The organism is Nostoc sp. MS1 (assembly GCF_019976755.1).
Lineage (GTDB): Bacteria > Cyanobacteriota > Cyanobacteriia > Cyanobacteriales > Nostocaceae > Trichormus.
The window spans coordinates 1,675,652-1,702,146 of record NZ_AP023441.1 but is presented as its reverse complement, the minus strand read 5'-3'; the positions used below and the strand labels follow the sequence as shown (position 1 = coordinate 1,702,146).

Here is a 26,495-nt window from a genome sequence, read left to right as displayed (position 1 = left end):
CACCCTTTTAATAAGAAGAAATAAATTTTTCACCAGTAGCTTGTAACAAATCTTGCAAATGATTAAATGCAGCTTCTAGTCTTGCTATTGCTTGATATCTTTTTTCATTATCCTGAATGTTAATATTATTGAGCGCTGTTTGAAAGTGCTGTTGTAACTGTTTATTTTCATTGTCAATATTGACGACTGTATGACAAGCTACACGAGCAGATGCTCTCCATTGCTCTATGGAATTTTCTATCTTTTTAATGGTTAACTCATCTTCAGGAGATAACTTTTTAAGCTGTTTAATATTTGCTAGACATGCTGTAATTTGTGTATTCCTCATTTTTTGTACAGCTTTTAATTCTTTTTGCAAAAATTGTAAATTTTCAGGTTCTAAAGGTAATAGCTCTGCTATCTTCTTTAGCAAAAGAGAAAGCACTTCATGAGGGTCAAAACAATCATGAGAACCTTCTCCAAATCGCAGCACTCTATACTGCTGTTTTAAGAGCGAAAAATGAGTAGTACTTAATATTAAAACAGCACCGCTAAATCCTTCGAGTCTCAGCATTGGGATGTATGACAATTGGTTCTGTGTCAAGACAATAACGGCTTTTTTATAAACCTTCCAATTATGCCGATATTTATTTTCATCAATAAATAATGTGGGAACCTGAAGCATGGTAGAAAGAACCATAGATGTAGCAGCACTTGTCTGGCTACCTGGAATTGCAAAGATGGCTCTAAAATGCACAGGGGGTAATTTATCCAGAGATAAATCAATAGTTCTTAAACATGGCTGAGTATTGAGGGCTTGATATGCGGCTACCACCACATCTGGACTAATTTCTTGTGGGGTATTTGTTGGTAAAATATAATTAATTAAAGTGACAACTTCTTGTTTATCACGATGATTTTTTCTAGTTATCTGCCACTCACTATCTAATAAACTTATCAGGCGATCGCTTGAGTTTTGGTTATACTCAAAAATTCCTAAACCTTGAAGCCACCATGATGAATTACATACCTCTGGTTGCTGAGAATAGACTGCTAAATAAGCTTGACAAAGTAGTGATATAGCAGGCAATAATTCTAAATTTTTACAACAGATTAGCGGTAAATTCAAAGATTTTCCAGTAATATAATTAGCTACCTCTTCAATATCTTTTGTCTTGATGGCAAAGTTAGGTGCTGTTTGACGTAATATTGGTAGTATCCCTTGCTTAACTTCAGGCGTACCAGGAGTATTAAACTCAAAAATATATTGAGAATTTACATGACTATTTTTCCAAAGTAGTTCATCACTAGAGTGAAAAAATACTGCATCTACTGATTTAGGCAATTTGCTCTCTGGGATAATTACTCCCTCCATATCACAATGGTTCAACTTTCGATAATCACTATGGGATGCAATGATATAAACTTCAGCAAAATGATGTAATAAAATATTTGCCCAGAGCGAACTTCTTGTATCTCTGCAAATTACGCAAGCGGTTAGATAAGGCTGATTTAAAGATAAAGTGTTCATAATTTATTTTAGTTTTACATTACTTTGTAGAAGCAATTACTAATGTATCTGCTTCCATATAGATAACTCCAGGACTCATGAAGCCAGTTTCACTAATTGCCATATTCAACAGTAAATTCAAAACAGCAGTTCTAGTGTTTTGGGCAACTTCATAAGTATTGATATTGTCCTGGTTAAGAATTGTTTTGATACTTTGAGCTAAACTCTCTTGACGGTCGGATGATTGATTTTGAGCATTCCAGTTAAGCTGAATTTTGAGAACCCTACCTGCTTCGTAAAAGCATACACTCCTTACCAAAGATTTTTTTAATGAGCATTCCTGATAATCATTTTGCCTTCGTGGGGTAAATAAACAAATAAACAGATCATAGAGTGCGATCGCTGATTTACGTGCAGTTTCTTTATCCTGTAAAGCAAAAATTGGACTGCTAGCTTGTGAACAATTAATCCAAGTATCGGCATCATTCATAAATACTTCCGTATTTCTATAAACTTTCTGATGAGCCATCAATGCAATTAAATAAGCCGCACCAACAGAAAGATTACGTCTAGCATTATTACTTGTTTGTCCACAAAAAAAAGCTCCAGCTAGACATTTTAGTGACTCATGAATATTATGCGCTGATGTTTCATTCTCCCACCAATTATTAGGTATTTCTACCTGTAAAGCATGAGCAATTTTTATTTTATATTGGTCAGCTTGATAAACATCTCTATCATTCTCTGAATTAAACAGAAACTTCCTGACTTCTACGAAGTTATGCTTTATTAGAGTTGTTGTTTCATCATTTAAAAACCATCTACTAGAGTAACGCCACAATCTAGAAAGCGGATGTTCATAAATATCTAACCAATGTAAAAAGTCTTCAGGTAGGAGCTTATAGTCCTCTTTGTGATCATGAATGGAATTTTTCCGAAAACACTCTAGTTTATAAGGATTAGGTAAGTCTCCACCACCTATACTTAAATGAGCAATTTTCTCGGTTTTTAGCGGTTTATTTTCATACCAATAATCAACAAATTTTAAACCATGTGCTTTACTTTTTGTAGTCTCTTGTCCATGAAAATAGTCCACTAGTAAATAGAGTTTGTATTGTTGAGTTTCTAGTCCAATAACCCAAGCTTGTATTGTATTAGCAATTAGTTGAATCTCCTCCATCTCTGTTGATTGAGGTAAATCAAAAAAACCAATAGCTCGTGTATCATCATAACGGCTAAGTTTATCAAAAATAACTTTTAAACCGTAGCCGTGTGCATTCGGAGGTTCAGCATGGGTTACTAATTTAAAAGAATCATCAACAACAATTATTATTCTTTCTCCTTCGGCTTTATGCCAAACATTTCCCACGCATCTATCCTGGCTGAAATATTCAACTAGATTTGCCATAAGAACTAACTTTTCCTAATAACTGTATACCAAAAATAATCTTTGATTTCTGGCACTTCAATATTGAAGATGCCTTGCATTCGCTTATTTAAAGACACAAAAAATGTTAAATCTCTTGGTTCTTCACGTTTTAATGAGTTGATGATTTTGCGATTCTTAATGACTACTTTGTCATGACTGACTTGTATATATAAATATGGACTTAATTGTCCAGCGCATTTAGCACGAAAAGCATGATACGCTGCTTGCCAAAAGCAATGATGAAAACAAATAGCAAACCCTCGCCATCTTAACCATTCTGGACAATCTCCATCTAACCATTCAATAGCCTCTTCTATAGGTTTTTCTAATACTTCATTAATAAAGACAGCTGATGCTTCAGAAGCTCCTGATATCTCTAAAGCTCTATCAACTGTTTTTATATCAAATTGTTGTGTCTGCACATCAATTTTTTCTACTGAGGTGCGAGTATAAGTGGCACGTCTTAAAGCATGACGTAGACTAATATTAATTAATTCATATAAAACTTCTTTATTAGGGTAAGTTTCCCACTCAGGGAAATCAGGTTCTGGTTCTTCAGAAATATTTTTGGATGGTTTGAGGTCAAAGTTACCCCAAATATCTATTAAAGATTTTAGTTGCCAAAGAGATGATCTAGTTCTTAATTTCAGCCGTTCTTTCTCTGGATCATCCCAAATTTCAGCCACCAAACCTGCTGCTTGATGTGCTATTTGTCGAGATTGTTCTTCTTTACCCTGCATTTGAATTTGAATTTGGATCTTTTCTGCTTCTTTTTTCCTTGATTCTACTTCTTCATATAAACCAGGAATATCAATTCCTACTACTTTTCTTTGTCCATCTAATTCTTTTTCAATTAAAGTTTTATGTTGACTTGTTAACCATTTAGGCCCATAAATATCTACACCATGTTTAGAATAAACTAGAATTTCGTTAGTTGCAGATTTATTCTGATTTTCTCCAGTTTTAGACACATTAAAACTTACAAAATAATCTTTGACTGTTTCTAGGAATAAATCAGACAATTCTAACTGGCTATTTAGATTATCTTGTACTTTTGATAAAGCATCAAACTTCAAAGAGAACTTTAATGTTTCGGATACTGTTTGAATAACATTATATAACTTAAAAAATTTATCTCTTTTAAATACTTCTGGCTTATCAGATTCTGTATTTCTTGCATTAACAGAGTTATCCCATTTAGCAAATAAATATGCCATACCTACAAACCAATAATTATCAATTATTATTGGATAGTGAATTAGATAATTATCCGCCGTATCTTGAATATCATCTTTGTATGTAATTTTATGAATTAAAGATTTTTCTACGCAAGCAAACCAAGCTTGAGAAGGATTATCGTATAACTTCCGCGTCCAAGTCTTGCCATTTTTCAATTTACTCCCTTCAATTTCTGTTAAATGTGCAAGACCTAAATTATTTGCCATTGTCAGCAAAATATCTTTAGTGTTGCGTTGATTATCACAAATAAATAATCCATCAATCATTCGCTGAAATTTCTGCAAATCTGCTTCATAATTTCCTAATGGACATAAATTCCCTAATTTCCAAGCTTCATAAATAAGAGCGCTAGCTCCAAAATTAGTGGGAATAAATTCTATTTCATATCTTTTAATCAACTTGGTAATTATAGATTGTATTTCATCTAATTCAGATTGTGAAGGAATTTCGCCTATATCTAAATTTTCTATTTTGTTATAAAAAATTTCATCTAAACGCTTCATATCGTTTGCTAAATTTGATACACCAAACTTATCAGATTCTGGAGTTTTCCACTTAACTGACTGCCAATCTAAATTTCGATGTTTAGCATTATCGTATAATCTTCTTAAATCATCTAATATTGATTCTGGCTTGAAAGTATTTAATAATTTGTCAGAGACATGAGGGTCAAATTTTCTTCTGACAATTGTTTTACCATTTTCTTGATATCTATAATTAAATAAAACTTCAAAAATTAAAAACTTAGGTTGATAATTGTTAATAGAATCATTTAATTGGACATATTTAGCGGCTTCAGAATCAGTCATAGAGAAAACTGCTAAAGATTCTTGAATCTTTTCTACATAGCTAACAAAATATGGATTAGAAGTCATAAAGTATTTAGCCAAATATTAAACTATATCCCTAATTTTTGATTTTACAATTTGACTATTTTTTTTAATCAAAGTTAAAAATTGTTCATTATATTTAATTTCTCTTTATATTTAACAATGGTTTTATATATCTGATGATTGCTATGGGTGATCAAAAACATATCAAATGAGTGTCTGCACATATATAGTAATCCAATTTAATTTCTGTATCCCTTACGGGAGAGTAGCCATAAAATTCTGAGTAGGATGATTACCCTATTTAAAGCAAGTGGCTTTGGGCAGTGCATCGATCGGTCTACATACATTTCCAAAACCAAGTATGAGTCTTATAATAACTCCTCATTTTAATGTGATATTTTTTGTTAGAACTACGGGCTAGAAGCGAAAATTTAGGGTTGAAATTTTATCTCAATCTCATTTAATTGGGCTGTTTTGTAATACTTTATAAAAAGTAGAATCTTTTTTTTGGTTTAATACATTTTGATATTGATACTCGTCCCAAGTACAGTTAGGGTCTTTTAAGTTATAATCGTTATATACTGACTTAGCTAAAAAAGCATCTCCACCTAAACAGTGAGCAAAGCAAGCTTTATCACGGCATTTTGATTGGTCATAACTCATAATCGCATGATAAAAAGGTGAGTTTATTTCTAAGGCTTTGAGGTAAATATTTTCGATATCTTCCCACTGAATATTGCTGATAGCCATCTGAGAATAATATCTTTGGGTTAAAGGTTCACATCCTCCAATTACATAACCATCAGATGAAATTCGCAGAGTATGTCGCCAATATTCTGGAATTAATTCTGGTCTAAGAGTTATAGTTATAGACTCATTAATTGAAATATTTTGATATAAATGTCCATATTCATCTTGGCGAATATTTTCTGGAATTAACCAACCACTATCTATTAATGCTGGAATAAAGGCAGCACAATAAGCACAAATCTCTATAAAGATTGTAACTGATTTTGATATTTTGACTGGTGCAAGGGACTGAGATAGGGTGTCCAAAAAGTCTACTATATCTCTTTGCTGTAGCTGGTATTTTTGCATTTTTACAGCCATCAATGGGCCGATATCAAACCATTGCACTCCCTCCTCAATAATCAATTTATGAATTAATCTAATAACGGAATCATCATTGAAACGGTGGAGTGTGGTAGCAACAATTACTCTTTCAGCTAACTGGCGATTTAAAGCAATTTTTAGATTTTTTAAGGTTAAATCAAATTTGCCTTCACCTCTAATTTTGTCATGTTCACCACGTAAACCATCTAAGGAAATATCCAAATAATCTAATTTAATACGTTCCAAATCATCAGCATACTTATCAATTGTTAAGCCATTAGTAACTCCTCCTATTTTTATTTGAGAATATTGTGTACGCAGTTTGGCTAGATGTTCAAAAAATGGGATAGAGCGTTGGGGTATGAGAGCATCTCTATCTGTGACTGCAATTAGTCTTGTACCCATTTTTTCAACCATTTTTGTAACAGTGTTTAATAAGATAGGCATAGGTATTAATGGGCTACTCATAGCGCCACTTTCGTAACCTAAAAAGCAATGTTTGCATTCTAATCCACAAGTGTTACCAATACCTATTTCTAACTGTATAGGTCGTGATTTTGTTCGTAAAAGTTGATAAAGTTGATAACTATTAATTTGTTTTTGACCTACAGATAACCATTGTCTGACTATATTGATATTTTCACCAATAATGTCATTTTCCTTGCCATATATTCCCCCTTTACTAGCTGCTAATGACATAAGAATAATAACCTCCTTATTTACACCTCCTTAAATCAAATTATTTTGGTAAATTGAAATTAAGTTCTAATTTTGATAAATAGCGATCGCCTGTGGTCAGGAAGATGATTGTATACTTGTCCACTGCTTCTATAACCTCTAATTGAGAGACGACAATTATGTAACAGTTAAGCAAGTTACAACAGAATTATTTTTAGTCTTAAATTCTTTAGTTATTACCCTATCAGAGATGTAAGCGATCGCGCAGATAAATTCTTGTAACCTAGTTACAAGAACTGACTTGCTAATTTTGCCTCTGCATTCATGCTCCGAGCCAGTCTTAGGGTATACTGATCCATTAACCTCAAGAATGCACATTTGTAACTGCTGATTTAGTCTTGTGGTAGATGGTCAAGTCTGACACACTACCACAATTTAGGCTATCTTTTAGGGTAAGAAGCTGATGTTAAGCAATTAAGGATTCTTCCACCCATCGTAAGCTGCCAGTGCAATATCCACTGCTGGATGGCTGCAAGCTTGTTTCAACGCCTCCACTCCACCAGATTTAACAGCCGAGATAATTTTCGCTTTGAGCGCTGGCTTCTTTTCCACAGCTTTCTCAAACTCCACTGCAAATAACCGTTGTTGCGTTGCAGTTTTGATAGGATGCTTTGACCATACATCATCGAGTACAGCCTCCATTTCCTGGGCAGTTTCTACTACATTTGGATTTGTAAAGTAATTAGTTTCCACCCCAGTTTGCTCGGCATTAACTTGAGTGCGAAGGTTAACGATACCTTTACTTTTAGATAAGTCAATGTTTATTGTATCCATATCTTTTCTCCCATCTAAATGAATGTTGAAATTGAACAAAATAATACTTGCATCGACACGAAGATTTCTAACTAATTGAAAAAACAATGCAAATGGAGTTTTCCTCCAATTAATCTGGTTTATCTTATGAGTCTCTTGATTGAGCTTTTTCACAATATTAATTATTCGCTCATAAGTTTCCTCACAGTTGTGGTCTATTTCCTGCTTATTAATGACTTCAATTACTCCAGGTAGAATTTTCAAAGATACAAATTCCCGCCAAAATCCTGGTTCATTGAGATTACCTTTGTTATAAGGTGAGGCGGTGATGAATATAAACTTAGTATCTAAACCACGATTGATAATTTCACGGATAACGCCTCTTCCTTGCAAGCGTTGTAATTCTCCGTCTTGTCCAGGAGTAACAAGTAGAATTTCATCAATTATGACTACCTTAATGTTGTTCCTTTGAGCATAATCAATAGCATCAATTCCATTGTTGGTAGCGTAGCAAGAGAGTCCAGCTTTTTCTAACTGGCTTTTATGTAATTCTCGCCATTCTGGCTCATCTTCTACAATCAGCACCGTACAGTTAGACATCAAGATCACACACCAACGAGTTTTCTTAATCTCAGTGAATGTTAACTTGCATCAGGTTTATTACTGAGCCTGTTAGTCACCCACATATTTTAAGGGTTACAAAATGATGATGTGCTAATTGTATTGATAGATTATGTACTCCATAAGCTTTTTGAAGAATGTAGTTACAGATGTTATGTAACCAAGTTTCATTTAATTTCTTCAATCAAATTGATACATGCTTTATTTAATAATAGTTTTATTTAATACTAAATTTAAAGTTTACATTTTTGACTTGTAACTGATGGTTGAACAACTGGAGCAATAACACATTTACAACTAAAAAAATATTCTATCACTGTGTAAGCAGGGGAGCAGGGGGAAGAAAAAGTTGTGCTGGGTTCAAAAGGCATAATTTATTTTCTAGACTTCCTTAAGCAAAAAAAAGGGGCAGTTAAACCACCCCTTCCCAAACCAGGAAACTTAAAAATCCTCCGTATTCCTCTATCTTAAAAAGTTTCCTACGGTTCGCGTAGCGCCTCGCAGATAGGGAAATCCTCTCCAGAGCTTTTCGCTGCGCGAACTCCTTCCCTCTGTCTTTAAAAACTACAGTAGAACTTTCGCCAAAATCGGCTGTACAGTAGTAGCTATTTCCGGCACATACACTTGAGAAACGTAATCAGCAATCATCCTATCCGTATTAAATAAAGGTGCATTCGTTTTAATCGATGCTTTCATCATTTGCACCCAACGGTGAGGAATACCTTGTGCATCTTGATCATAGTATAAAGGCACAATTTCCTCTTCTAATAACTGATACAGCGATAGCGAATCAATGCGGTCTTGCAATTCTTGGTCGCTAGTATTGGCATCTTCCCCAATTGCCCAACCATTGGTTCCTTTACCTTCTGGCGTGGCTTGATAACCTTCACACCACCAACCATCAAGGACACTGCAATTGATCCCACCGTTAAAGCAGACTTTCTGTCCACTTGTCCCAGATGCTTCCAAAGGACGGCGGGGATTATTTAACCAGACATCCACCCCTTGCACTAGCTTTTGTCCGGTGTAAATGTCGTAGTCTTCAATAAAGGCGACGCGGTTGATAATGCCGGAATTATGACACCACTCCATTAAGCGTTGAATAATCCGCTTACCTTCTTCATCGGCTGGATGGGCTTTCCCTGCGAATACTATCTGCACAGGACGTTCAGGGTTGCTAAAAATCTTCAGCGCCCGTTGTGCATCACGTAAGATCAGATCCCCACGTTTGTAGGGACTAAAGCGTCTAGCAAAGCCAATGGTCAGGATTTTGGGGTCAAGTAAACTATCACTCGCTTGAATTAATCTTGAATCTTCACCCCGTTGTTCCCGTGCTTTCCTAACTTTATAACGGGTATAGGCAACTAATCTTTCCTTGAGAATCAGGTGGCGTGACCACAGTTCCTCATCGGGAATTTCGTCTACCTTTGCCCACATTTGGGGATCAACAGCGCGAGTTCTCCAGTCTGCACCCAAATATTGGTCGTACAAGTCTGCTAAAAGTGGGGCTGTCCAAGTGGGTGCGTGTACGCCATTGGTAATATAGCCAATGGGTACTTTATCCTCTGACCGTTGGGGATAAAGCACTGTCCACATCTTACGGGATACCTGACCGTGCAATTCACTCACACCGTTACAAGCGCGAGACATCCGCAGTGCTAACACTGTCATCCCGAAGGGTTCCCAAGGATCACCCAGCCGTCTTGCACCTAATGCTAAAAATTGTTCGCGGGAAAGGCGTAATTGTGGCCAGTACTGGGCAAAGAAGGAGTCAATTAAGTCTGGGGAGAAGACATCGTGTCCGGCGGGAACGGGTGTATGGGTGGTGAATACGCAACTATTACGCACACTGGCTTCAATGTCGTAGAAGGATTTACCTGTGCGTTCGATTTCTAAACGGGCAACTTCTAAGGTACAGAAGGCGGCGTGACCTTCGTTGAGGTGGTAGACGGAAGGTTTGATTCCCAAGGCTTGTAACGCCCTCACACCGCCAATTCCTAAGACTACTTCTTGGGCGATGCGGGTTTCTATGTTACCACCGTACAAGTGTCCAGTTAGCCAACGGTCAATGGGATCATTGTCTGGGCGATCGCTATCTAGTAAATATAAACTGACGCGCCCTACTTGCACTCGCCAAATCTGCACTTTTACTTGGCGCTGGCGCACTTCCAATTGAATTGTTAGTGGTTCCCCTTGCTCATTCTTAATTAGTTCAATGGGCATCCGGTGGAAGGGATTATCGATATAGTAATCTTCTTGCCAACCTTGACGGCTCAAGCGTTGACGAAAATAACCTTGGCGGTACAGTAAGCCGATCCCCACCAACGGTACACCCAAATCTGAGGATGATTTCAGGTGATCCCCAGCCAAAATTCCCAAGCCCCCAGAATAAATTGCTAGAGATTCATGAATGCCAAATTCTGCACAAAAATAAGCAATGGGGTTCTCATGGGTAACTTGTGGTGCAACTCGACTCACCCATGTATCTTTTTGGTTAATGTATTGGTCAAACTCTTTAGCTAAAGCTGCAACCTGTTTGAGATAAAAGGGATCTTCTGCTAACTGCGTAAGCCGTTCGTAACTGACCGACTCTAAAATTGCTACTGGGTTGTGTCCGCAGTGTTCCCATTCTTGGGGATCAATGGCTTGGAATAATGCTAGGCGATCGCCGCTCCAACTCCACCAATAGTTATAAGCTAAATCTGCTAGGCGTTTGAGGGAAAAAGGTAGCTTTTCACTTAAATGTAAGGCTGCTGTATTTGCACTCTTCTGAGACATAAAATTCTACACTTTGCAAATTAAAGGTTGAAGGATTGGAGATAGATAAAATTTTGTCTTGCTGTCATAGATGAGAAGACAGAATTAGTAAATGTTTTGTTTTTTCTCTATTTCACTCATCGTTTATCCCCAGTAATTCCCATTCAGGTTGATTTTTGTTGAGTCTCCAGTAATTAACTAGCACCTGAATTTGGGGGATTTTTTTAACATCAAAATTTACCCAACATCAATGATGTTTATTCCTATGTCTTGTTGAGATTACCATTATTCCTAAGTATTTTTGATGTTGTTTTATATCAATCTAATTCTTAGTATTTAAATTTATTTATTCAATTGTAAAAAAATATCTCAAAATATTTCAGTTTGTCATGAGATGCAGAAACAACTTCCCTTACTCCCTACTCCCTACTCCCTTTGCCAACGCGATCGCCTACGGCGGGGCGTAGCCCATCGCATGATGGCGGATGTGGTCTTCTATAAAACTGGCGATAAAATAATAGCTGTGGTCATAGCCACTTTGGTAACGTAAATTAAGCGGTTGGTTAACTACTGCACAAGCTTGAGCAAATTTATCTGTTAACAATTGTTCAGCCAAAAATTTATCATCTGTACCTTGATCAATGAGAATTTGACTGTGATAACCAAATTTCTGCACTAATTCACTAGCATCATAATCACGCCAACTTTCTTGATTACTGCCTAAATAACGACTAAAAGCTTTTTGCCCCCAAGGACAACGCATAGGTGCAACAATAGGTGCAAAAGCCGAAACAGATTTGAAGATATTGGGGTTACGCAAAGCACAAACCAGGGCCCCATGTCCACCCATTGAATGACCAAAAATACCTTGTTTGTCTGATTGTATTGGAAAATTAGCAGCAATTAAAGCAGGTAATTCTTGCACAATATAACTATACATTTGGTAATGCGATCGCCAAGGCGCTTCCGTCGCATCTACATAAAAACCTGCACCTGTACCAAAATCCCACTCATCATCCTCACCTGCAATTCCAGTATTGCGTGGGCTAGTATCTGGCGTAACCAACATTAAACCATACTCAGCCGCGTAACGCTGCGCCCCAGCTTTCACCATAAAATTCTCTTCCGTACAAGTCAAACCAGAGAGAAAATAAAGCACTGGTACAGGTTTCTCAGTTGCTTGTGGTGGTTGATAAACAGCGAAGCGCATTTCCCCGTTACAAGCAGAAGAAGCGTGAGAATAAAAGCCGAGTTTACCGTCAAAGCTTTTATATTCTGAGATGAGTTTGATGTTAGTCATAAATCATTATATTTAAGACTTATGGGATTGGTAGAGCGATCGCTATTTAAACGTACAGTTATCTAACTTAGTTACCTTTTACTTTCACCAGCCTTTTTGAATGCTCTTTTTTAAATAGAAATCCTATGCCCACAGATGCAACTGCTCCAATCATAGTAAAGGGTTCGGGAACATTTTGAATGGGGTTAGAAGAATTAAATACAGCAGAGAAAGCAGAAGCATTAGCAGGATTACTTCTATAGCTAACCCTTAAACCTGAACTATTCAAATTGAAGTCCTTGCTTGCATTGCTAGGAAAACCTTCTGTAAATGAAAATTCAAATATTTTTCCACTGCTAATTTCTTGTCTAAAACCCAGAACGAAATTTCCTTGATCCGAAGATAAGGTAAAATTCAGAATTCTACCTGGGCCTAAAATAGTATCAATAACCTCAAAGTTAGAGCTAGTTATTTCAAATTCGGTTAGCTCATTATAGCTTGGAAGAAAACCATCGCCAGGACGAAGTTCAACCGTAATAAATCCATCTCCATTTTTATCCACACCTTTGAAAGTGCCTGATAAAATACCTTGAGATTTACCAAGAGGTGGGTCAATTATTTCAAAAATTCCTGGTGGGGTCTTAAAGCTACCAGAGATAACAGCCGCAGAGGTAGGCTCAGTTATACTTGTTGCCAAAAACAAACCTATACTACCAAAAATTATAGACTTTATTATGGTTCGCATAGCTCACTCCTCAAATTAACATTCAATACCGACTGGTCTGTCAACTAATTTCAGATTGCTATCAAGAACTGATTTTACCTTCTTTTTTATTCACTTTTTCCTTTTCCTTGTAACCTAATATATATGCCAATTCTGCCAATTGACAGACGGAAGTCTTAATCAAAGCCTCTAACTTGGAAAAAGTGTTGGTTAATTGCCAAACACCTACAAAGTATAGAGGCAAACAAGAATATGACTAAGAAAAAACCGGAAGAAAAATATACTGATCCTGAATTACGCGAAGAAATCAAAGAAGAAATAAAAGAATCAGATAAAGGTGGTAAACCTGGACAATGGTCTGCACGTAAAAGCCAAATGTTAGTGCGAGAATATGAAAAACAAGGTGGCGGTTATAAAGAATCCCAAAAAGATGAATCAGCCAAGTCTTTAGAAAAATGGTCTGAGCAAGATTGGCAGACCGAAGAAGGCGAAACCCGCGCCCGTGATGGTAAAGTAACTAAACGCTATCTACCTAAAGAAGTGTGGGATCGACTGAGTGAGAAAGAAAAACAAGAAGCTGAAGAATCAAAAGAAAAAGCAGCAAAAGAAGTTAAGCAACACGTAGAATGGACGGATGCTGTTAAGCGGGTGATGAGTGAAGTTGAGAAGGAATCTGATTAAGATGGTAATTGGTGATTGACAATAATTTCACCCTATTACCTATTACCCTAAAAAGTTACTACACTACGAATTGATTCACCTTTGTGCATTAAATCTAAAGCATCATTAATCTTCTCAATAGGCATTACATGAGTAATTAGATCATCAATATTTATCTTCCCATCCATATACCAATCAACAATTTTTGGCACATCTGTACGCCCTCTAGCACCGCCAAAAGCTGAACCTTTCCATACACGCCCAGTGACTAATTGAAATGGACGAGTGCTAATTTCTTGTCCTGCACCAGCAACACCAATAATGACACTTACACCCCAACCTTTGTGACAACATTCCAGTGCTTGACGCATTATTTTTACATTGCCAATACACTCAAATGTGTAATCAGCACCGCCTTTTGTTAACTCCACCAAATAAGGTACTAAATCACCTTCCACTTCATTAGGATTAACAAAATGCGTCATCCCAAATTTCTCAGCCAAATCACGTTTACTAGGGTTGATATCTACCCCAACAATCATATTAGCTCCCACCATCCGCGCCCCTTGGATGACGTTTAAACCAATACCTCCTAAGCCAAATACTATGATATTAGCTCCCGGTTCTACTTTGGCTGTATTGATGACTGCGCCGATACCTGTAGTTACACCACAGCCAATGTAACAAACCTTATCAAATGGCGCATCTTTACGAATTTTGGCAACAGCAATTTCTGGCAATACTGTGTAGTTGGAAAATGTCGATGTTCCCATGTAATGATGAATCATCTGCCCATCGATACTAAAACGGCTAGTACCATCAGGCATAACACCGCGCCCTTGGGTAGCACGAATTGCTTGACAGAGATTGGTTTTAAAACTTAAACAATATTCACACTGACGACATTCTGGGGTGTACAGAGGAATTACATGATCTCCAGGCTTGACGCTGGTGACACTTGCGCCTACATCTACCACCACACCCGCGCCTTCATGTCCTAAAATGGCGGGAAATAAACCTTCGGGATCGGCTCCTGAAAGAGTGTAAGCATCGGTATGGCAAACTCCACTGGCTTGAATCTCAACCAATACTTCCCCAGCTTTTGGCCCTTCCAGTTGCACTGTTTCAATCGTTAACGGCTTACCCGCGCCGTAAGCTACTGCTGCTTTCACTTCCACGCGCTAGCTCTCCTAAATAAGTTAAAAATTAAAAAAACACCTGTGCTGCAAGTATCGTACCTGGAAAGGTGAGAAGTGGGAAGCTAAAGAGATATATTTCTCTTAGCTTGAAAGTGTGGTAATGTTTTCTCCCTTGTTGCTAATCATTCCAGTACTGCTAAGGTTTCCAGCCCCCACCGTTACCCTAGCACGGCGACAGCCTAACAGATGAGCCATAAATTTGTGTATCAAACATGATTACTTTACCATACTGGCTTCAACAGTCGAGCGATCGTTTTAGCTGCATACTAAAGAAGCTAGAAAAGTCTTATTTATAAAGATATATATTACGCATTTGAAGCAAAAGAATTTTGGTTTTCAATTTTTGGTTTGATTCTCAAAAAAATAGTTCATTTAACAAGACTATTTACAGTAATTGCTATATAAATTAGCGCATAGAATAGTTATTAACTTTTGCGAGAAAATGTCCTCTGGAACTGTTTTTTGTCCTTGTTTCCTATTACTTTCTACATAATCACCTTCAACCGATATTAAAGTAATAGTTTTGAGTGATAGTGTAAATAAGGAAATGGTGTTACTAATTTACTTATGACGGCTGCTGTTCTTCTGGAAAACGTTTACAAGCTTTACAACAAGGTTCCTGTAGTTAATGACTTGTCATTCAATATTGAAGCTGGAGAAATCTTCGCTCTTCTTGGCCCCAACGGTGCAGGTAAATCTACAACAATTCGGATGCTAACCACACTCACAAAACCATCCCAAGGAAGGGTGGAAGTTGCTGGTTATGATGTGGTGCGTCAACCGATGTTAGCAAAGCGAAATATTGGCGTTGTTTTGCAACAAATTAGCGTCGATGGTGATTTGAGCGTGTGGGAAAATATGGAACTGCATGGCAGGTTACATCATATTGCTAACCCACAGCGACAACGATTAATTAATCAATGGTTGGAATATGTTGAACTTGTAGACAGACGGGACAGTTTGGTAAAAACTTTGTCTGGGGGGATGAAACGACGACTGCAAATAGCCAGGGCTTTATTACATCAACCACAAATTTTATTTTTAGATGAACCCACAGTGGGACTAGATCCTCAAACTCGTCGCCGTCTGTGGGAAATTATTAGGGACTTAAATAAACAAGGAATGACGATGTTATTAACGACTCATTACATGGATGAGGTGGAATTTTTATGTGACGCTTTTGGCTCTGCTAAACCAGGACGCATCGGTATTATGGATGGTGGCAAGTTAATTTCTTTAGGAACTTTAAAGCAACTGCGTTCTGTTCACGGTGAAGGTTTAGTAACGAAACAGTTGAGTGTTACCGATGCGGGTAATGATAGTTCACGAGGTTGGGAATATTTATTTTTCCCCACTTTGGAAGAGGCAAACAATTATCTAAATCAACAGCCGGATAAAACTGGTATGATGGTACGCCCCTCTAACTTAGAAGATATTTTTGTCGAGTTAACAGGAAGGCAGTTAAATTAACTCCAACTATAGCTGTTGGAGCATCGCCTCTACCCTTGCCACACCATTGGCATCATTGCGTCTTTGGTACAAGTCACGGGCTTTTTGTAGGAGGTTGCTGGCTTGTTTAGTTTGCCGACGTTGTTTATACATTTGTCCCATAAACTCGTAGGTCTGGGCATTGTTTTTATCAAGCTTAATGGCTTGTGCAAATGCCCAACTAGCTGCTTGGTAGTCTCCCATACGAGATTGGGTGACACCTAAACCTACATAAGCGCTAACGTTGTTGCGGTTGATTTGGATGGCGCGGCGGTAAGCTTCTTTTGCGCCCTTGGTATCACCCATGTTGCCTTTGATGTAACCTACTGCATAGAAAAAATCACTATTATTTGGGTTAATGGCGATCGCTCTACGGTATGCTGCTAGTGCTACTGGAAAATTTCCCTGTTGTGCGTATAAATACCCAATTCCTGAATGAATTTTAGCATTTTTCGGTTCTAAAGCTGCTGCTTGTTGATAAACTGCGATCGCCCCGTTATAATCACCAGCATCCACTAGCCTCTTACCTTCTTCTAACAATCTTTTTAACTCTGCATTGTTAGCCTGTACTACCAAAATCTGAGCTTGCGCTACTGAGGGTATAGCAGTAACACATCCCCATAAAAGCACACTCAACACGAATGATATGCGTTTGTACACAGTAAATTTCCTGAAATTATAGTGAACTTTTTGCTTGTTCATTAAAACAAAAAATTGGCTTTTTGAAAACTGTGTTTCTGTGTTTTTATAAAATATTAATAATCCGTAAATACCACAAATTTCTTCAACACAGAAAAACTAGAGTTTATACTGAAACTCAATAAAAAATGTCCACAATCTAGACTTTATAGTTTATTTTTCAAACATTTTTCTGCTAGTTACAACCCATCAAAACTAACTTGATACAGTAGAAGTAACGCCAATCAACAAGTCATTTATAAGGATGAATTATGATTTTGACTACCACTGATGTAATTCAAGGCGCAGTAATTGATTCGTACTTAGGTATTGTGACCGCAGAAGTTGTTTACGGTAGTAATTTCCTCAGAGATTTTTTTGCGAGTATTCGTGATGTTATCGGTGGACGCACTGCTAGTTATGAACGTCTCTTTGAAGAAGGACAACGTAAAGCAATAGAAGAATTACAACAACGCGCCCAGCGTTTAGGGGCTAATGCTGTCATTGGCATTGAAATTGACACAGGCACAATTAATGTTGACCAGTCAGGTGTTTTAATGCTAATTACCGCTACAGGTACAGCTGTAAGAGTCCGTTAAGAGGTTCATTTAAGTTACCTATAATTGGTGGACATTATTTTAGTAAATATTGATGGGTATTTTTGTGTTCAAACTTACCCATCCATTAGAATAAATTTATTATTCATAACTTTATTAAAAAAATCATATAGATTGAATGTTTATTCTTTCTCAAAAATTAACTAGTTTATTCTAGTTAAATTAGACTTAATTTAGTAGAAATTAATATATTTATTCTTACTCCAGATAGAGTATACAACTCTTTCTGGTGATAGATATTAAAAACCATAAATAGTCATTTAATTTTAACGTAAGCATAAAAATAAATAACCTAAAAATAACTTTGCTGAACAAGTTAAAGTAATAAGGAGTAAATACCCAAATGTCATACGCAAATCGTGTGGGCGACGATGTTATTCAGCCTGAATCTACGGTAGTCGGAAGAGTAGGTGACTACCATGACCGTGTTCGCTGGGGGCCAATTATTTCTGGTGTGTTAGTTGCTTTAGCTACTCAATTAATTTTAAGCGCCTTATTTGCCGCTATAGGTGCTGGCACAGTTGCTAACTCAGGCGCACCCAGAAGTATTACACCTGGTGTTGCTAACAATGTAGGCTTGTGGTCAACTATTGCATTATTAATTTCTTTATTTACAGGCGGTTGGGTAACAGCTCGTGCTTGTGGCCCCATGAACCGGAATACAGCATTACTTAATGGTGCAATTCTTTGGGCAACTACTTTAGCACTTAGCTCTTGGCTACTAGCTAGTGGTGTATCTGGTGCTTTTGGTATTGCTGCTTCCAACGCTGGAGAAGTCCTCAACCAAGCGCAACAACAAGGCGCTAATTTACCTCAAAACGTACCCAACGTAGACGCACAGCAAGCTCGTGAGATTGCATCTGCAACTTCTAGAGGTTTGTGGTGGTTTGTATTCGGTTCTTTATTAGGTTTAATCGCTTCAATGATCGGTGCTGCGGCTGGAGTGCGTAGTCCTCGCAGTAATCAGCATTACAACGCTTAATAAATATAAGCTTAATAATCTTGTTTTAAAGCACCTCATAAAAGGTGCTTTTTAGTATTTAAAAATATATTTGAGAAATTTTATATAAAATACTTTCAAGCTTTACCACTTTAAATATGATGCTTCTATTCCTTGTTCTCTTCTAATTTTGCTATCTTTCTCAAACCAATCGATAACTTGTTGGGTTGTCAAATCTTCTATAGCAATACCGTATTCTTGAGCGATATGTTTCAGGAGTTTTAGGGAAGAAATAGTTAATCTTGTTAAAAATTTTTCTGGAGAAGAGAGAAGGGCAGCATCTACTTTAGCCGATTCTTCTAATGTGAGGAATTGAGTTGAGGGTTGCTGTGATGGTAAATCCATAAAAATATATTATAAAGCCAAGCTTGGATAATTATATAACTAGCTGAGAATGCGAATACAAGTATAAGGGTATAACCTAAAAAATATTTTTATTATTAATGCCTAAAACCCATAATAGAGCGAATTGGTAAAACCGTTTACCAATCGGCTGGGATTCCTGCCCTAAACTGATTTGGAAAGCAAATTTATGTGTGAGATGGTTGATTGCGCGATCGCACTAAATAACCGCAACGATGTTCGCCGTTGATTAGCCAGTGGGTACGTTCGACTAAACAGTCTGGAAGGACGGCTGCAAACATTTCCAGTTCATGTCCGCAAACGCTGGGAAATGATTCCGCAACGTTGGAAATTGCACAGTTATGTTCCATGAAGATAAATCTCTCATCCTCTGATTCGTTAGGGGAATCTACAGGGTGATATTCGGCCATGAAACCTTCAGCTTTTCGCAGTTCAACTAAGTTAGCTACTCTTTCTCGCAGCGAACCCTTACCGACGCGATCGCGGTATTCTAAAGCTTTGCGTTGCCACTGTTTTTGTAAAATTGTCTTAAATTGGTCATGTCCCACGGTTTCGGCGATGGTATCCAATAAAGATACGGCAAAATCACCGTGGCGATCACCTCCGGTGGGGCGTAGCCCATCGCTGACTGTTTTATTTATCCGTTCTCGCCCTTGGCGGCTTAATTGATAAACGTGCTGTGGTCGCCCTATGCCAGCTTGTGTTGTATTAGTATATACAACTAACTCCTCCGCCTCTAAATCTTTAAGATGACGACGAATAGCTTGGGGAGTGACTTCCAAAGCACTAGCCAATTCTAGGGCTGTTGCCTGTGAGTGTTTTAGAAGATACTCTAAAATCTCTTGTTTTGTTGAAACTTGCTGAGTAGTCGCCATCTTCTTCCAAAAATTTTTTAAGAAAATTTGACTTTGACAACATTGTTGTTGTTAATCTAGCTTAAAATGAAGATACATTAAACAACAACAATGTTGTTTTACTCTCCACCCCCATTCTAACAGCCGTGACACCACTCAGTAATACGAGATGAGAATCGGCAAGAACACAGCCCGTCTCCATCCTTAAAGAGGCAGCGCGGCCTTGGGGTTCCCCCCAAAAGCGACTGCCGAAGAGATTCAGAACCGAACACGAGAGAACACTACCGATGAGTGCCACTGTAAAAACCTTAGTCAACCAACCTTACAAGTACGGCTTTGTCACAGACATTGAAGCCGACACAATTCCGCGTGGACTGAATGAGGATGTCGTCCGCGTAATCTCCGCCAAAAAGAACGAACCGGAGTTTATGCTGGAGTTTCGTCTCAGAGCGTTTCGCCAGTGGCAAAAAATGACGGAACCAACTTGGCCCAGCGTCAAGTATCCGCCAATAGACTATCAGAATATCATTTATTATTCTGCGCCGAAGCAGAAGAAAGAAAAACTCAACAGTTTAGATGAAGTTGATCCTACCCTCATAGAAACCTTCGAGAAGTTGGGTATTCCTCTATCTGAACAGAAGCGTTTAGCAAACGTCGCCGTAGATGCGATTTTTGATAGCGTATCTGTTGCTACCACTTTCAAAGAAAAGCTTGCCAAAGACGGCGTAATCTTCTGTTCCATTTCCGAAGCTTTGCAGGAACACCCAGAATTGATTAAGAAATATCTGGGTAGTGTAGTTCCTATTGCAGACAATTACTTCGCCGCCCTCAACGCTGCGGTATTTAGTGATGGTTCCTTTGTCTATATTCCTAAAGGCGTAAAATGCCCAATGGAACTGTCTACCTACTTCCGCATCAACTCCGGCGATACAGGACAATTTGAACGGACTTTGATTGTCGCTGAAGAAGGTAGTTATGTTTCTTACCTGGAAGGTTGTACTGCACCTATGTACGACAGCAACCAGTTACATGCGGCTGTTGTGGAACTCGTCGCCTTGGATAACGCGGAGATTAAATACTCCACCGTGCAGAACTGGTACGCTGGTGATGCAAATGGTAAAGGTGGAATTTATAACTTCGTCACCAAGCGCGGTTTGTGCAAAGGTGTGAACTCGAAGATTTCTTGGACACAGGTAGAAACTGGTTCCGCCATTACTTGGAAGTATCCCAGCTGTGTGTTAGTTGGGGATAATTCCGTTGGTGAATTTTACTCGGTGGCGCTGACAAATAATATGCAGCAAGCCGACACCGGGACGAAGATGATTCATATCGGGAAAAATACCCGTAGTACAATTATTTCTAAAGGTATCTCTGCTGGTCAATCTAGTAATAGTTACCGGGGTTTGGTGAAGATTAACCCCACCGCCGAAGGTGCAAGGAACTATTCGCAGTGCGACTCTATGTTAATTGGCGATAATGCCCACGCTAATACTTTCCCTTATATTCAAGTGCAGAATAGCACTGGTAAGGTAGAGCATGAGGCTTCTACTTCCAAGATTGGGGAAGATCAGTTATTTTTCTTTGCTCAACGGGGTATTTCTTCGGAGGATGCTATTTCTATGATGATTAGCGGCTTCTGTAAGGATGTGTTTAATCAGCTACCGATGGAGTTTGCAGTGGAGGCTGATAAGCTGTTGAGTTTGAAGTTGGAAGGTAGTGTTGGTTAACCTCTTTAAACGCAGAGGGGCGCGGAGTTCGCGCTGAGGTTCGCAGAGAAGAGAGAAGAGAGAAGAGAGAGAGAACATGATTATTGAAAATAGTGAAGTTGTGCTGTCGGTGAGAGATTTGACGGCTGAGGTTGATGGTACGCCTATTCTCAAGGGTGTGAATCTTGAGGTGCGTTCTGGTGAAATCCATGCGATTATGGGGCCGAATGGTTCTGGTAAGAGTACCTTTTCTAAGGTGTTGGCGGGACATCCTGCTTATAGCGTGACTGGTGGGGAGATAATTTTCCAGGGACAGAATTTGCTGGAGTTGGAACCAGAGGAACGGGCGAGGGCTGGTGTGTTTTTAGCTTTCCAGTATCCTTTGGAAATTCCTGGGGTAAGTAATTTGGATTTCTTGCGGGTGGCGTACAATTCTCGTCGCAAGGCGCAAGGGTTGGAAGAAATCGACACTTTTGATTTTGATGATTTGATTGAGGAAAAGTTGGAAGTGGTGAAGATGAACCCCGCTTTCCTTGATCGAAGTGTGAATGAAGGGTTTTCTGGTGGTGAGAAGAAGCGGAATGAGATTCTGCAAATGGCGCTGTTAGAACCGAAGTTGGCAATTTTGGATGAGACTGACTCTGGTTTAGATATTGATGCGTTGAAAATTGTGGCTCATGGGGTGAATCAACTTACCAGCCCGGAAAATGCCACAATTATGATTACTCACTACCAACGGTTACTTGACTATATCATTCCTGATTTTGTCCATGTGATGGCGCGGGGGCAGATAATTAGACGTGGTGGTAAGGAATTGGCGCTGGAGTTAGAGTCTCGCGGTTATGACTGGCTGCTAGAAGAAACTGCTGTAGAGGTGGGTGTGTAATGACGATACAAGTTTCTCCTAGTGCAATTGCTAATGCGGAAGCGGTGAATTTGACATCGACTCTGTTAGATAGGGATGCTTATTTGTTGGGTTTGTTAAATCAGGTAAGTGCACCAGCTACAGCAGGTTGGTTGCAAGAAGTACGCGATCGCGCTAAAAATTGGGTACGTCATTCAGTTATTCCTACTACTCGTGAGGAAGAATGGCGCTTTACTGATTTGTCTGAGTTGCGGAAGGTAGAATTTCAAGCTGGGAAGGTACAACCAGTTGATATTTCCGCGCTAAGTTTGTCGGAAGCCGTTAACAGTCGGTTGGTGTTTGTCAACGGGGTTTATGCGCCTGAGTTATCAGCAGTTGCAGATTTACCCAAGGGTGTAGTTGTTGGTAATTTATCAACCTTAAATAGCAGAGAGCAAGAGCTGGTACAAAAATATTTAGCACAATCAGAAGGTGCATTAGAAGTATTTACAGCCTTGAATACGGCTGGAATATCTGATGTGGCTGTGGTGTTGGTGGCAAAGAATGTCATTGTGGAAACACCAATACATCTATTATTTATCTCTGTGGCTGGTGATAAGGCGACAATTTCCCAACCCCGCGCTTTAGTGGTGGCGGAAAGCGGTTCACAAGTAAGTGTAATTGAAGAGTTTGTCACCCCAGTAGAGGGGGTTTACCTTACCAACGCCGTTACGGAAATTGCGATCGCCGACAATGCCCAAGTAGAACATACTAGAGTTGAGAAGGATAGTAAAGTCGCCTTCCACATCGGCAAAACTGCCGTAACTCAAGCCCGTTACAGTCGCTATACTTGTCACGCCCTCAGCTTGGGTGGGAAGATATCACGGCATAACTTAGAGGTTTTGCAGACTGGCGAACAAACCGAAACCACCCTCAACGGTTTGACAATGGTAGCTGGTAATCAATTAGCTGATACTCATAGTGCGATCGCTCTCAATCATCCCTATGGTACAAGCAACCAACTACATAAATGTATTGTAGGCGATCGCGCTCACGCAGTATTCAACGGCAAAGTTTTCGTCCCTAAACCAGCACAGCTAACCAACGCCGCCCAATTAAACCGTAACCTGCTGCTATCATCCAAAGCCAGAGTAGACACCAAACCGCAACTAGAAATTACCGCCGACAACGTAAAATGCGCCCACGGTGCAACAGTCAGCCAGTTGGAAGACGATGAAATATTCTACCTGCAAAGCCGAGGCATTGACAGCAACGACGCACGCAAGTTACTAGTCAACGCCTTCGCCGCCGAAATCATCAACCAAATACCCATCCCCTCCCTGCGAGACAAACTACTAAACACAGTCACCAGTTACAAGTCTCTAACCAATTACTAATGACTAATGACTAATAACTAACTACCAATGACTTACACTCCTACCAAAACCCTTGCAGATAAAGTCCGCGCTGACTTCCCCCTTTTACATCAGGAAGTCAACGACAAAACTTTAGTCTACCTAGACAACGCCGCCACATCACAAAAACCCCTGTTCGTCTTAAATACCCTCAAGGATTATTACGAGCAATATAACGCTAACGTGCATCGTGGCGCTCACACCCTCAGCGCCAAAGCCACCGACGCATACGAAGGTGCAAGGGATAAAATTGCTAAATTCATCAATGCAGCCTCCCGCCAAGAAATTGTTTACACCCGCAACGCCAGCGAAGCTATTAACTTAGTTGCTTATAGCTGGGGGATGAACAATTTAAAAGCAGGCGATGAAATTATTCTGTCGGTGATGGAACACCACAGTAATATAGTCCCTTGGCAATTTGTCGCCCAAAAAACAGGCGCAGTTCTCAAATTTGTGGAACTGACACCAGAACAAACCTTCGATTTGGAGCAGTTTAAACAACTGATTTCTGAAAAAACTAAATTAGTTTCTATTGTTCATGTTTCTAACACATTGGGTTGTATAAATCCAGTAGCAGAGATTGCGGAAATTGCTCACAGATACGGCGCGAAATTCTTAGTTGATGCTTGTCAAAGTGTGCCTCATATGCCTGTCGATGTCCAGCAAATTGGCTGTGACTGGTTGGTAGCATCAGGACATAAAATGTGCGCTCCCACAGGCATAGGTTTCTTATATGGCAAGCTGGAATTATTAGAAGCAATGCCACCATTTTTCGGTGGTGGTGAGATGATTGCCGAGGTATATTTAGATCATTCTACTTATGCCGAATTACCCCATAAATTTGAAGCTGGTACACCTGCCATTGGGGAAGCGATCGCCATTGGTGCAGCAATAGATTATCTTATGGATATAGGCATGGATAAAATTCATGCCTACGAAGCCGAATTAACAGCCTATTTATGGCAGCAATTAGAACAAATACCCCAAATTACCCTCTACGGCCCCAAACCCGACGCTAATGGAGAAGGTAGAGCCGCTTTAGCGACATTTACCGCCGAGGGAGTCCACGCTAACGACTTATCTACATTATTAGATCAAGAAGGCGTAGCCATCCGTTCAGGACATCACTGCACTCAACCATTACACCACCACTTAGGTTTAGCCGCCACCGCCCGTGCCAGCCTCTCTTTCTACAACACCCGCGAGGAAATTGATGTTTTCATCAAAGCACTCAAGGAAACTCTGGAATTTTTCGCCAACGTGTTTGGTTAAATACATTCAAATATCAGTTATAGATACCCGATTTCTTTGAGAAGTTGGGTATTTTGTTTTCGTCAAAATACCAACTTAATATAAATAAGTAAGTCAGCATAAAATGTAGTGGGGCGACTAGACTAAAATGTTTCATTAATTAACCACAGAGGCACATAGACACAGAGATAAAAGTATGCTTATACAGTCAACACCTGCTGAACAAAGAACAGTCTTGCACAACGTTAGCTGGGAAACCTTTGAGGCTTTGTTAAAAGATACAGGGGAAGACAGAGGTTCGAGGTTTACTTATGACTGCGGTACGTTAGAAATCATGACCCCACTATTTGAACATGAAAACCCAAAAATTCAGTTTGACCGTTTAATATTTGCTTTAGTTGAGGAATTAAATTTAGAAATAAAAAGTGCTGGTTCTACAACATTAAAGTTGAAATTAGCTAGACAGGGGATAGAACCAGATAACTGTTATTACATCCAAAATGAATTTAGAGTTAGAGGTAAAGATAAGTTAGATTTAGAAACAGACCCGCCGCCTGATTTAGCTATAGAAATAGACATAACCAGTAGTTCAGTTAATAAGTTTAATATTTATTTAGCATTAGGTGTTATTGAACTGTGGAAATATGACGGAGAAAATTTGAAGTTTTATCAGTTAGTTGATGGGCAATATATTGAGAGTAAATTCAGTCTCGCCTTCCCTATAATGTCTGTAAGTGATATAGGCAAATTTATTCAATTGAGTAAAAGTATGGGCGAAATTGCCTTACTTAAGTCATTCCGTAATTGGGTAAGGGATAAAGTTAGTTGACTCCATAGAAAATGATGTTATTTCAATTTTGTCTTGCTCAGTCCAAGTATCACTTACATCGATAATGGACAAATTATTTTGAACTAAATCATTAAGAATTAAGTTTGCTAAACGTAGTCTTTCATTCGGTGATAAGTTACGAATGACTTGGTTGTATATTTCTTGAGCAGTATTAGACATCATAAATCCTCCTTATTATGATTTTAATAGTGTTTAAATTAGGCGATCACTCATCCTCTGCAATTAAGTTATGAGGTGCGATCGCACCTCATATTTTGAAATTATATAACTAAGTAAATTTGCTGTTTATTATATGTCAATCACTTAAAAAATATTAGAGAAAACTTTATCAAAAGTTTAAGCTTTTACTCCTAATCAAAGTTTATTTGTCTTTGTGGCAGGGAAACATATCTGTAAGGCTACTCCTGCTTAGTCAAGATAGTCTGTAATTCAAGTATTTTCAAAAACACATCATATTTTAGGAGTATTTCATGATTCCAATTATTTTGGGCGCTGCTGCTTTGGCTACTGCTGCAATTGGAGCAGTCAAAGGTGCTGAAGGCGTTAGCAACATGAATCAGGCTAAGGAAAGAGGAATTTCATGAATCAAACCGGA

At 38.7% G+C, this 26,495-nt stretch carries 21 protein-coding genes; 9 read left to right on the top strand and 12 right to left on the bottom strand.

Features of this window, described 5'->3' with window-relative positions:
• Window positions 1-7 precede the first annotated feature (7 nt).
• The 8 genes from NSMS1_RS07490 to NSMS1_RS07455 all read right to left on the bottom strand — a co-directional run bounded on the left by NSMS1_RS07490 (window position 8) and on the right by NSMS1_RS07455 (window position 12,996).
• The gene (locus tag NSMS1_RS07490; RefSeq protein WP_224092256.1) at window positions 8-1,510 is read right to left on the bottom strand and encodes a hypothetical protein; all 1,503 of its coding nucleotides are present in this window, start codon (window positions 1,508-1,510) and stop codon (window positions 8-10) included.
• 19 nt (window positions 1,511-1,529) lie between these two features.
• Complete coding sequence (locus NSMS1_RS07485) at window positions 1,530-2,897, bottom strand: hypothetical protein (RefSeq protein WP_224092255.1); 1,368 nt, start codon at window positions 2,895-2,897, stop codon at window positions 1,530-1,532.
• Window positions 2,898-2,902: 5 nt separating this feature from the next.
• On the bottom strand, window positions 2,903-5,032 hold the full coding sequence (locus NSMS1_RS07480; protein WP_224092254.1) for a hypothetical protein: 2,130 nt from the start codon (window positions 5,030-5,032) through the stop codon (window positions 2,903-2,905).
• Window positions 5,033-5,446: 414 nt separating this feature from the next.
• Window positions 5,447-6,802 carry a radical SAM protein gene (locus NSMS1_RS07475; RefSeq protein WP_224092253.1) on the bottom strand — a complete coding sequence of 452 codons (1,356 nt, stop codon included), beginning with the start codon at window positions 6,800-6,802 and terminating at the stop codon, window positions 5,447-5,449.
• Between the two features lie 453 nt (window positions 6,803-7,255).
• Window positions 7,256-8,194, bottom strand: coding sequence for a response regulator (locus tag NSMS1_RS07470; protein ID WP_224092252.1), 939 nt, complete (start codon window positions 8,192-8,194; stop codon window positions 7,256-7,258).
• Between the two features lie 585 nt (window positions 8,195-8,779).
• Complete coding sequence (glgP, locus tag NSMS1_RS07465; RefSeq protein WP_224092250.1) at window positions 8,780-10,993, bottom strand: alpha-glucan family phosphorylase; 2,214 nt, start codon at window positions 10,991-10,993, stop codon at window positions 8,780-8,782.
• Window positions 10,994-11,423: 430 nt separating this feature from the next.
• Window positions 11,424-12,272, bottom strand: a complete 849-nt coding sequence (gene fghA, locus NSMS1_RS07460; protein ID WP_224092249.1) for an S-formylglutathione hydrolase — start codon at window positions 12,270-12,272, stop codon at window positions 11,424-11,426.
• Window positions 12,273-12,339: 67 nt separating this feature from the next.
• On the bottom strand, window positions 12,340-12,996 hold the full coding sequence (locus NSMS1_RS07455) for a PEP-CTERM sorting domain-containing protein (protein WP_224092247.1): 657 nt from the start codon (window positions 12,994-12,996) through the stop codon (window positions 12,340-12,342).
• 231 nt (window positions 12,997-13,227) lie between these two features.
• On the opposite strand from NSMS1_RS07455, the gene NSMS1_RS07450 reads away from it, so the two are divergent.
• Window positions 13,228-13,656, top strand: a complete 429-nt coding sequence (locus tag NSMS1_RS07450) for a hypothetical protein (protein WP_224092245.1) — start codon at window positions 13,228-13,230, stop codon at window positions 13,654-13,656.
• Window positions 13,657-13,703: 47 nt separating this feature from the next.
• Here the strand turns inward: NSMS1_RS07450 and NSMS1_RS07445 are convergent, their stop codons facing one another.
• Window positions 13,704-14,813: an S-(hydroxymethyl)glutathione dehydrogenase/class III alcohol dehydrogenase gene (locus NSMS1_RS07445; protein ID WP_224092243.1), complete on the bottom strand. Its 1,110-nt coding sequence runs from the start codon at window positions 14,811-14,813 to the stop codon at window positions 13,704-13,706.
• Window positions 14,814-15,401: 588 nt separating this feature from the next.
• On the opposite strand from NSMS1_RS07445, the gene NSMS1_RS07440 reads away from it, so the two are divergent.
• Window positions 15,402-16,304 carry an ABC transporter ATP-binding protein gene (locus NSMS1_RS07440; RefSeq protein WP_224092241.1) on the top strand — a complete coding sequence of 301 codons (903 nt, stop codon included), beginning with the start codon at window positions 15,402-15,404 and terminating at the stop codon, window positions 16,302-16,304.
• Between the two features lie 6 nt (window positions 16,305-16,310).
• Here the strand turns inward: NSMS1_RS07440 and NSMS1_RS07435 are convergent, their stop codons facing one another.
• Window positions 16,311-16,982, bottom strand: a complete 672-nt coding sequence (locus NSMS1_RS07435) for a tetratricopeptide repeat protein (protein WP_224092239.1) — start codon at window positions 16,980-16,982, stop codon at window positions 16,311-16,313.
• Between the two features lie 290 nt (window positions 16,983-17,272).
• On the opposite strand from NSMS1_RS07435, the gene NSMS1_RS07430 reads away from it, so the two are divergent.
• Window positions 17,273-17,599, top strand: coding sequence for a YbjQ family protein (locus NSMS1_RS07430; RefSeq protein WP_190468869.1), 327 nt, complete (start codon window positions 17,273-17,275; stop codon window positions 17,597-17,599).
• A gap of 361 nt (window positions 17,600-17,960) precedes the next feature.
• Complete coding sequence (locus NSMS1_RS07425; protein ID WP_224092237.1) at window positions 17,961-18,599, top strand: hypothetical protein; 639 nt, start codon at window positions 17,961-17,963, stop codon at window positions 18,597-18,599.
• A 102-nt stretch (window positions 18,600-18,701) separates the two neighbouring features.
• On the opposite strand, the gene NSMS1_RS07420 is transcribed toward NSMS1_RS07425, so the two are convergent.
• Both NSMS1_RS07420 and sufR read right to left on the bottom strand, forming a co-directional pair.
• The gene (locus NSMS1_RS07420; protein ID WP_224092236.1) at window positions 18,702-18,962 is read right to left on the bottom strand and encodes a hypothetical protein; all 261 of its coding nucleotides are present in this window, start codon (window positions 18,960-18,962) and stop codon (window positions 18,702-18,704) included.
• Between the two features lie 185 nt (window positions 18,963-19,147).
• Window positions 19,148-19,855, bottom strand: coding sequence for an iron-sulfur cluster biosynthesis transcriptional regulator SufR (sufR, locus tag NSMS1_RS07415; protein ID WP_224092235.1), 708 nt, complete (start codon window positions 19,853-19,855; stop codon window positions 19,148-19,150).
• Window positions 19,856-20,121: 266 nt separating this feature from the next.
• On the opposite strand from sufR, the gene sufB reads away from it, so the two are divergent.
• The 5 genes from sufB to NSMS1_RS07390 all read left to right on the top strand — a co-directional run bounded on the left by sufB (window position 20,122) and on the right by NSMS1_RS07390 (window position 25,879).
• Window positions 20,122-21,561 (top strand): Fe-S cluster assembly protein SufB, encoded by a 1,440-nt coding sequence (gene sufB / locus NSMS1_RS07410; RefSeq protein ID WP_224092234.1) that lies wholly within the window; start codon window positions 20,122-20,124, stop codon window positions 21,559-21,561.
• A 76-nt stretch (window positions 21,562-21,637) separates the two neighbouring features.
• On the top strand, window positions 21,638-22,426 hold the full coding sequence (sufC, locus tag NSMS1_RS07405) for a Fe-S cluster assembly ATPase SufC (protein WP_224092233.1): 789 nt from the start codon (window positions 21,638-21,640) through the stop codon (window positions 22,424-22,426).
• Window positions 22,426-23,781, top strand: coding sequence for a Fe-S cluster assembly protein SufD (gene sufD / locus NSMS1_RS07400; RefSeq protein ID WP_224092232.1), 1,356 nt, complete (start codon window positions 22,426-22,428; stop codon window positions 23,779-23,781). The genes sufC and sufD overlap by 1 nt, the downstream gene beginning before the upstream one ends.
• 27 nt (window positions 23,782-23,808) lie before the next feature.
• Window positions 23,809-25,071 carry a cysteine desulfurase gene (locus tag NSMS1_RS07395; protein WP_224092231.1) on the top strand — a complete coding sequence of 421 codons (1,263 nt, stop codon included), beginning with the start codon at window positions 23,809-23,811 and terminating at the stop codon, window positions 25,069-25,071.
• Window positions 25,072-25,246: 175 nt separating this feature from the next.
• Complete coding sequence (locus tag NSMS1_RS07390) at window positions 25,247-25,879, top strand: Uma2 family endonuclease (protein WP_224092230.1); 633 nt, start codon at window positions 25,247-25,249, stop codon at window positions 25,877-25,879.
• Window positions 25,880-26,495 lie beyond the last annotated feature (616 nt).

Coding starts and splice junctions, on each gene's coding strand:
- NSMS1_RS07490 (WP_224092256.1), bottom strand. CDS start 1,510: ATGAACACTTTATCTTTAAATCAGCCTTATCTAACCGCTTGCGTAATT.
- NSMS1_RS07485 (WP_224092255.1), bottom strand. CDS start 2,897: ATGGCAAATCTAGTTGAATATTTCAGCCAGGATAGATGCGTGGGAAAT.
- NSMS1_RS07480 (WP_224092254.1), bottom strand. CDS start 5,032: ATGACTTCTAATCCATATTTTGTTAGCTATGTAGAAAAGATTCAAGAA.
- NSMS1_RS07475 (WP_224092253.1), bottom strand. CDS start 6,802: ATGTCATTAGCAGCTAGTAAAGGGGGAATATATGGCAAGGAAAATGAC.
- NSMS1_RS07470 (WP_224092252.1), bottom strand. CDS start 8,194: ATGTCTAACTGTACGGTGCTGATTGTAGAAGATGAGCCAGAATGGCGA.
- glgP (WP_224092250.1), bottom strand. CDS start 10,993: ATGTCTCAGAAGAGTGCAAATACAGCAGCCTTACATTTAAGTGAAAAG.
- fghA (WP_224092249.1), bottom strand. CDS start 12,272: ATGACTAACATCAAACTCATCTCAGAATATAAAAGCTTTGACGGTAAA.
- NSMS1_RS07455 (WP_224092247.1), bottom strand. CDS start 12,996: ATGCGAACCATAATAAAGTCTATAATTTTTGGTAGTATAGGTTTGTTT.
- NSMS1_RS07450 (WP_224092245.1), top strand. CDS start 13,228: ATGACTAAGAAAAAACCGGAAGAAAAATATACTGATCCTGAATTACGC.
- NSMS1_RS07440 (WP_224092241.1), top strand. CDS start 15,402: ATGACGGCTGCTGTTCTTCTGGAAAACGTTTACAAGCTTTACAACAAG.
- NSMS1_RS07430 (WP_190468869.1), top strand. CDS start 17,273: ATGATTTTGACTACCACTGATGTAATTCAAGGCGCAGTAATTGATTCG.
- NSMS1_RS07425 (WP_224092237.1), top strand. CDS start 17,961: ATGTCATACGCAAATCGTGTGGGCGACGATGTTATTCAGCCTGAATCT.
- NSMS1_RS07420 (WP_224092236.1), bottom strand. CDS start 18,962: ATGGATTTACCATCACAGCAACCCTCAACTCAATTCCTCACATTAGAA.
- sufR (WP_224092235.1), bottom strand. CDS start 19,855: ATGGCGACTACTCAGCAAGTTTCAACAAAACAAGAGATTTTAGAGTAT.
- sufB (WP_224092234.1), top strand. CDS start 20,122: ATGAGTGCCACTGTAAAAACCTTAGTCAACCAACCTTACAAGTACGGC.
- sufC (WP_224092233.1), top strand. CDS start 21,638: ATGATTATTGAAAATAGTGAAGTTGTGCTGTCGGTGAGAGATTTGACG.
- sufD (WP_224092232.1), top strand. CDS start 22,426: ATGACGATACAAGTTTCTCCTAGTGCAATTGCTAATGCGGAAGCGGTG.
- NSMS1_RS07395 (WP_224092231.1), top strand. CDS start 23,809: ATGACTTACACTCCTACCAAAACCCTTGCAGATAAAGTCCGCGCTGAC.
- NSMS1_RS07390 (WP_224092230.1), top strand. CDS start 25,247: ATGCTTATACAGTCAACACCTGCTGAACAAAGAACAGTCTTGCACAAC.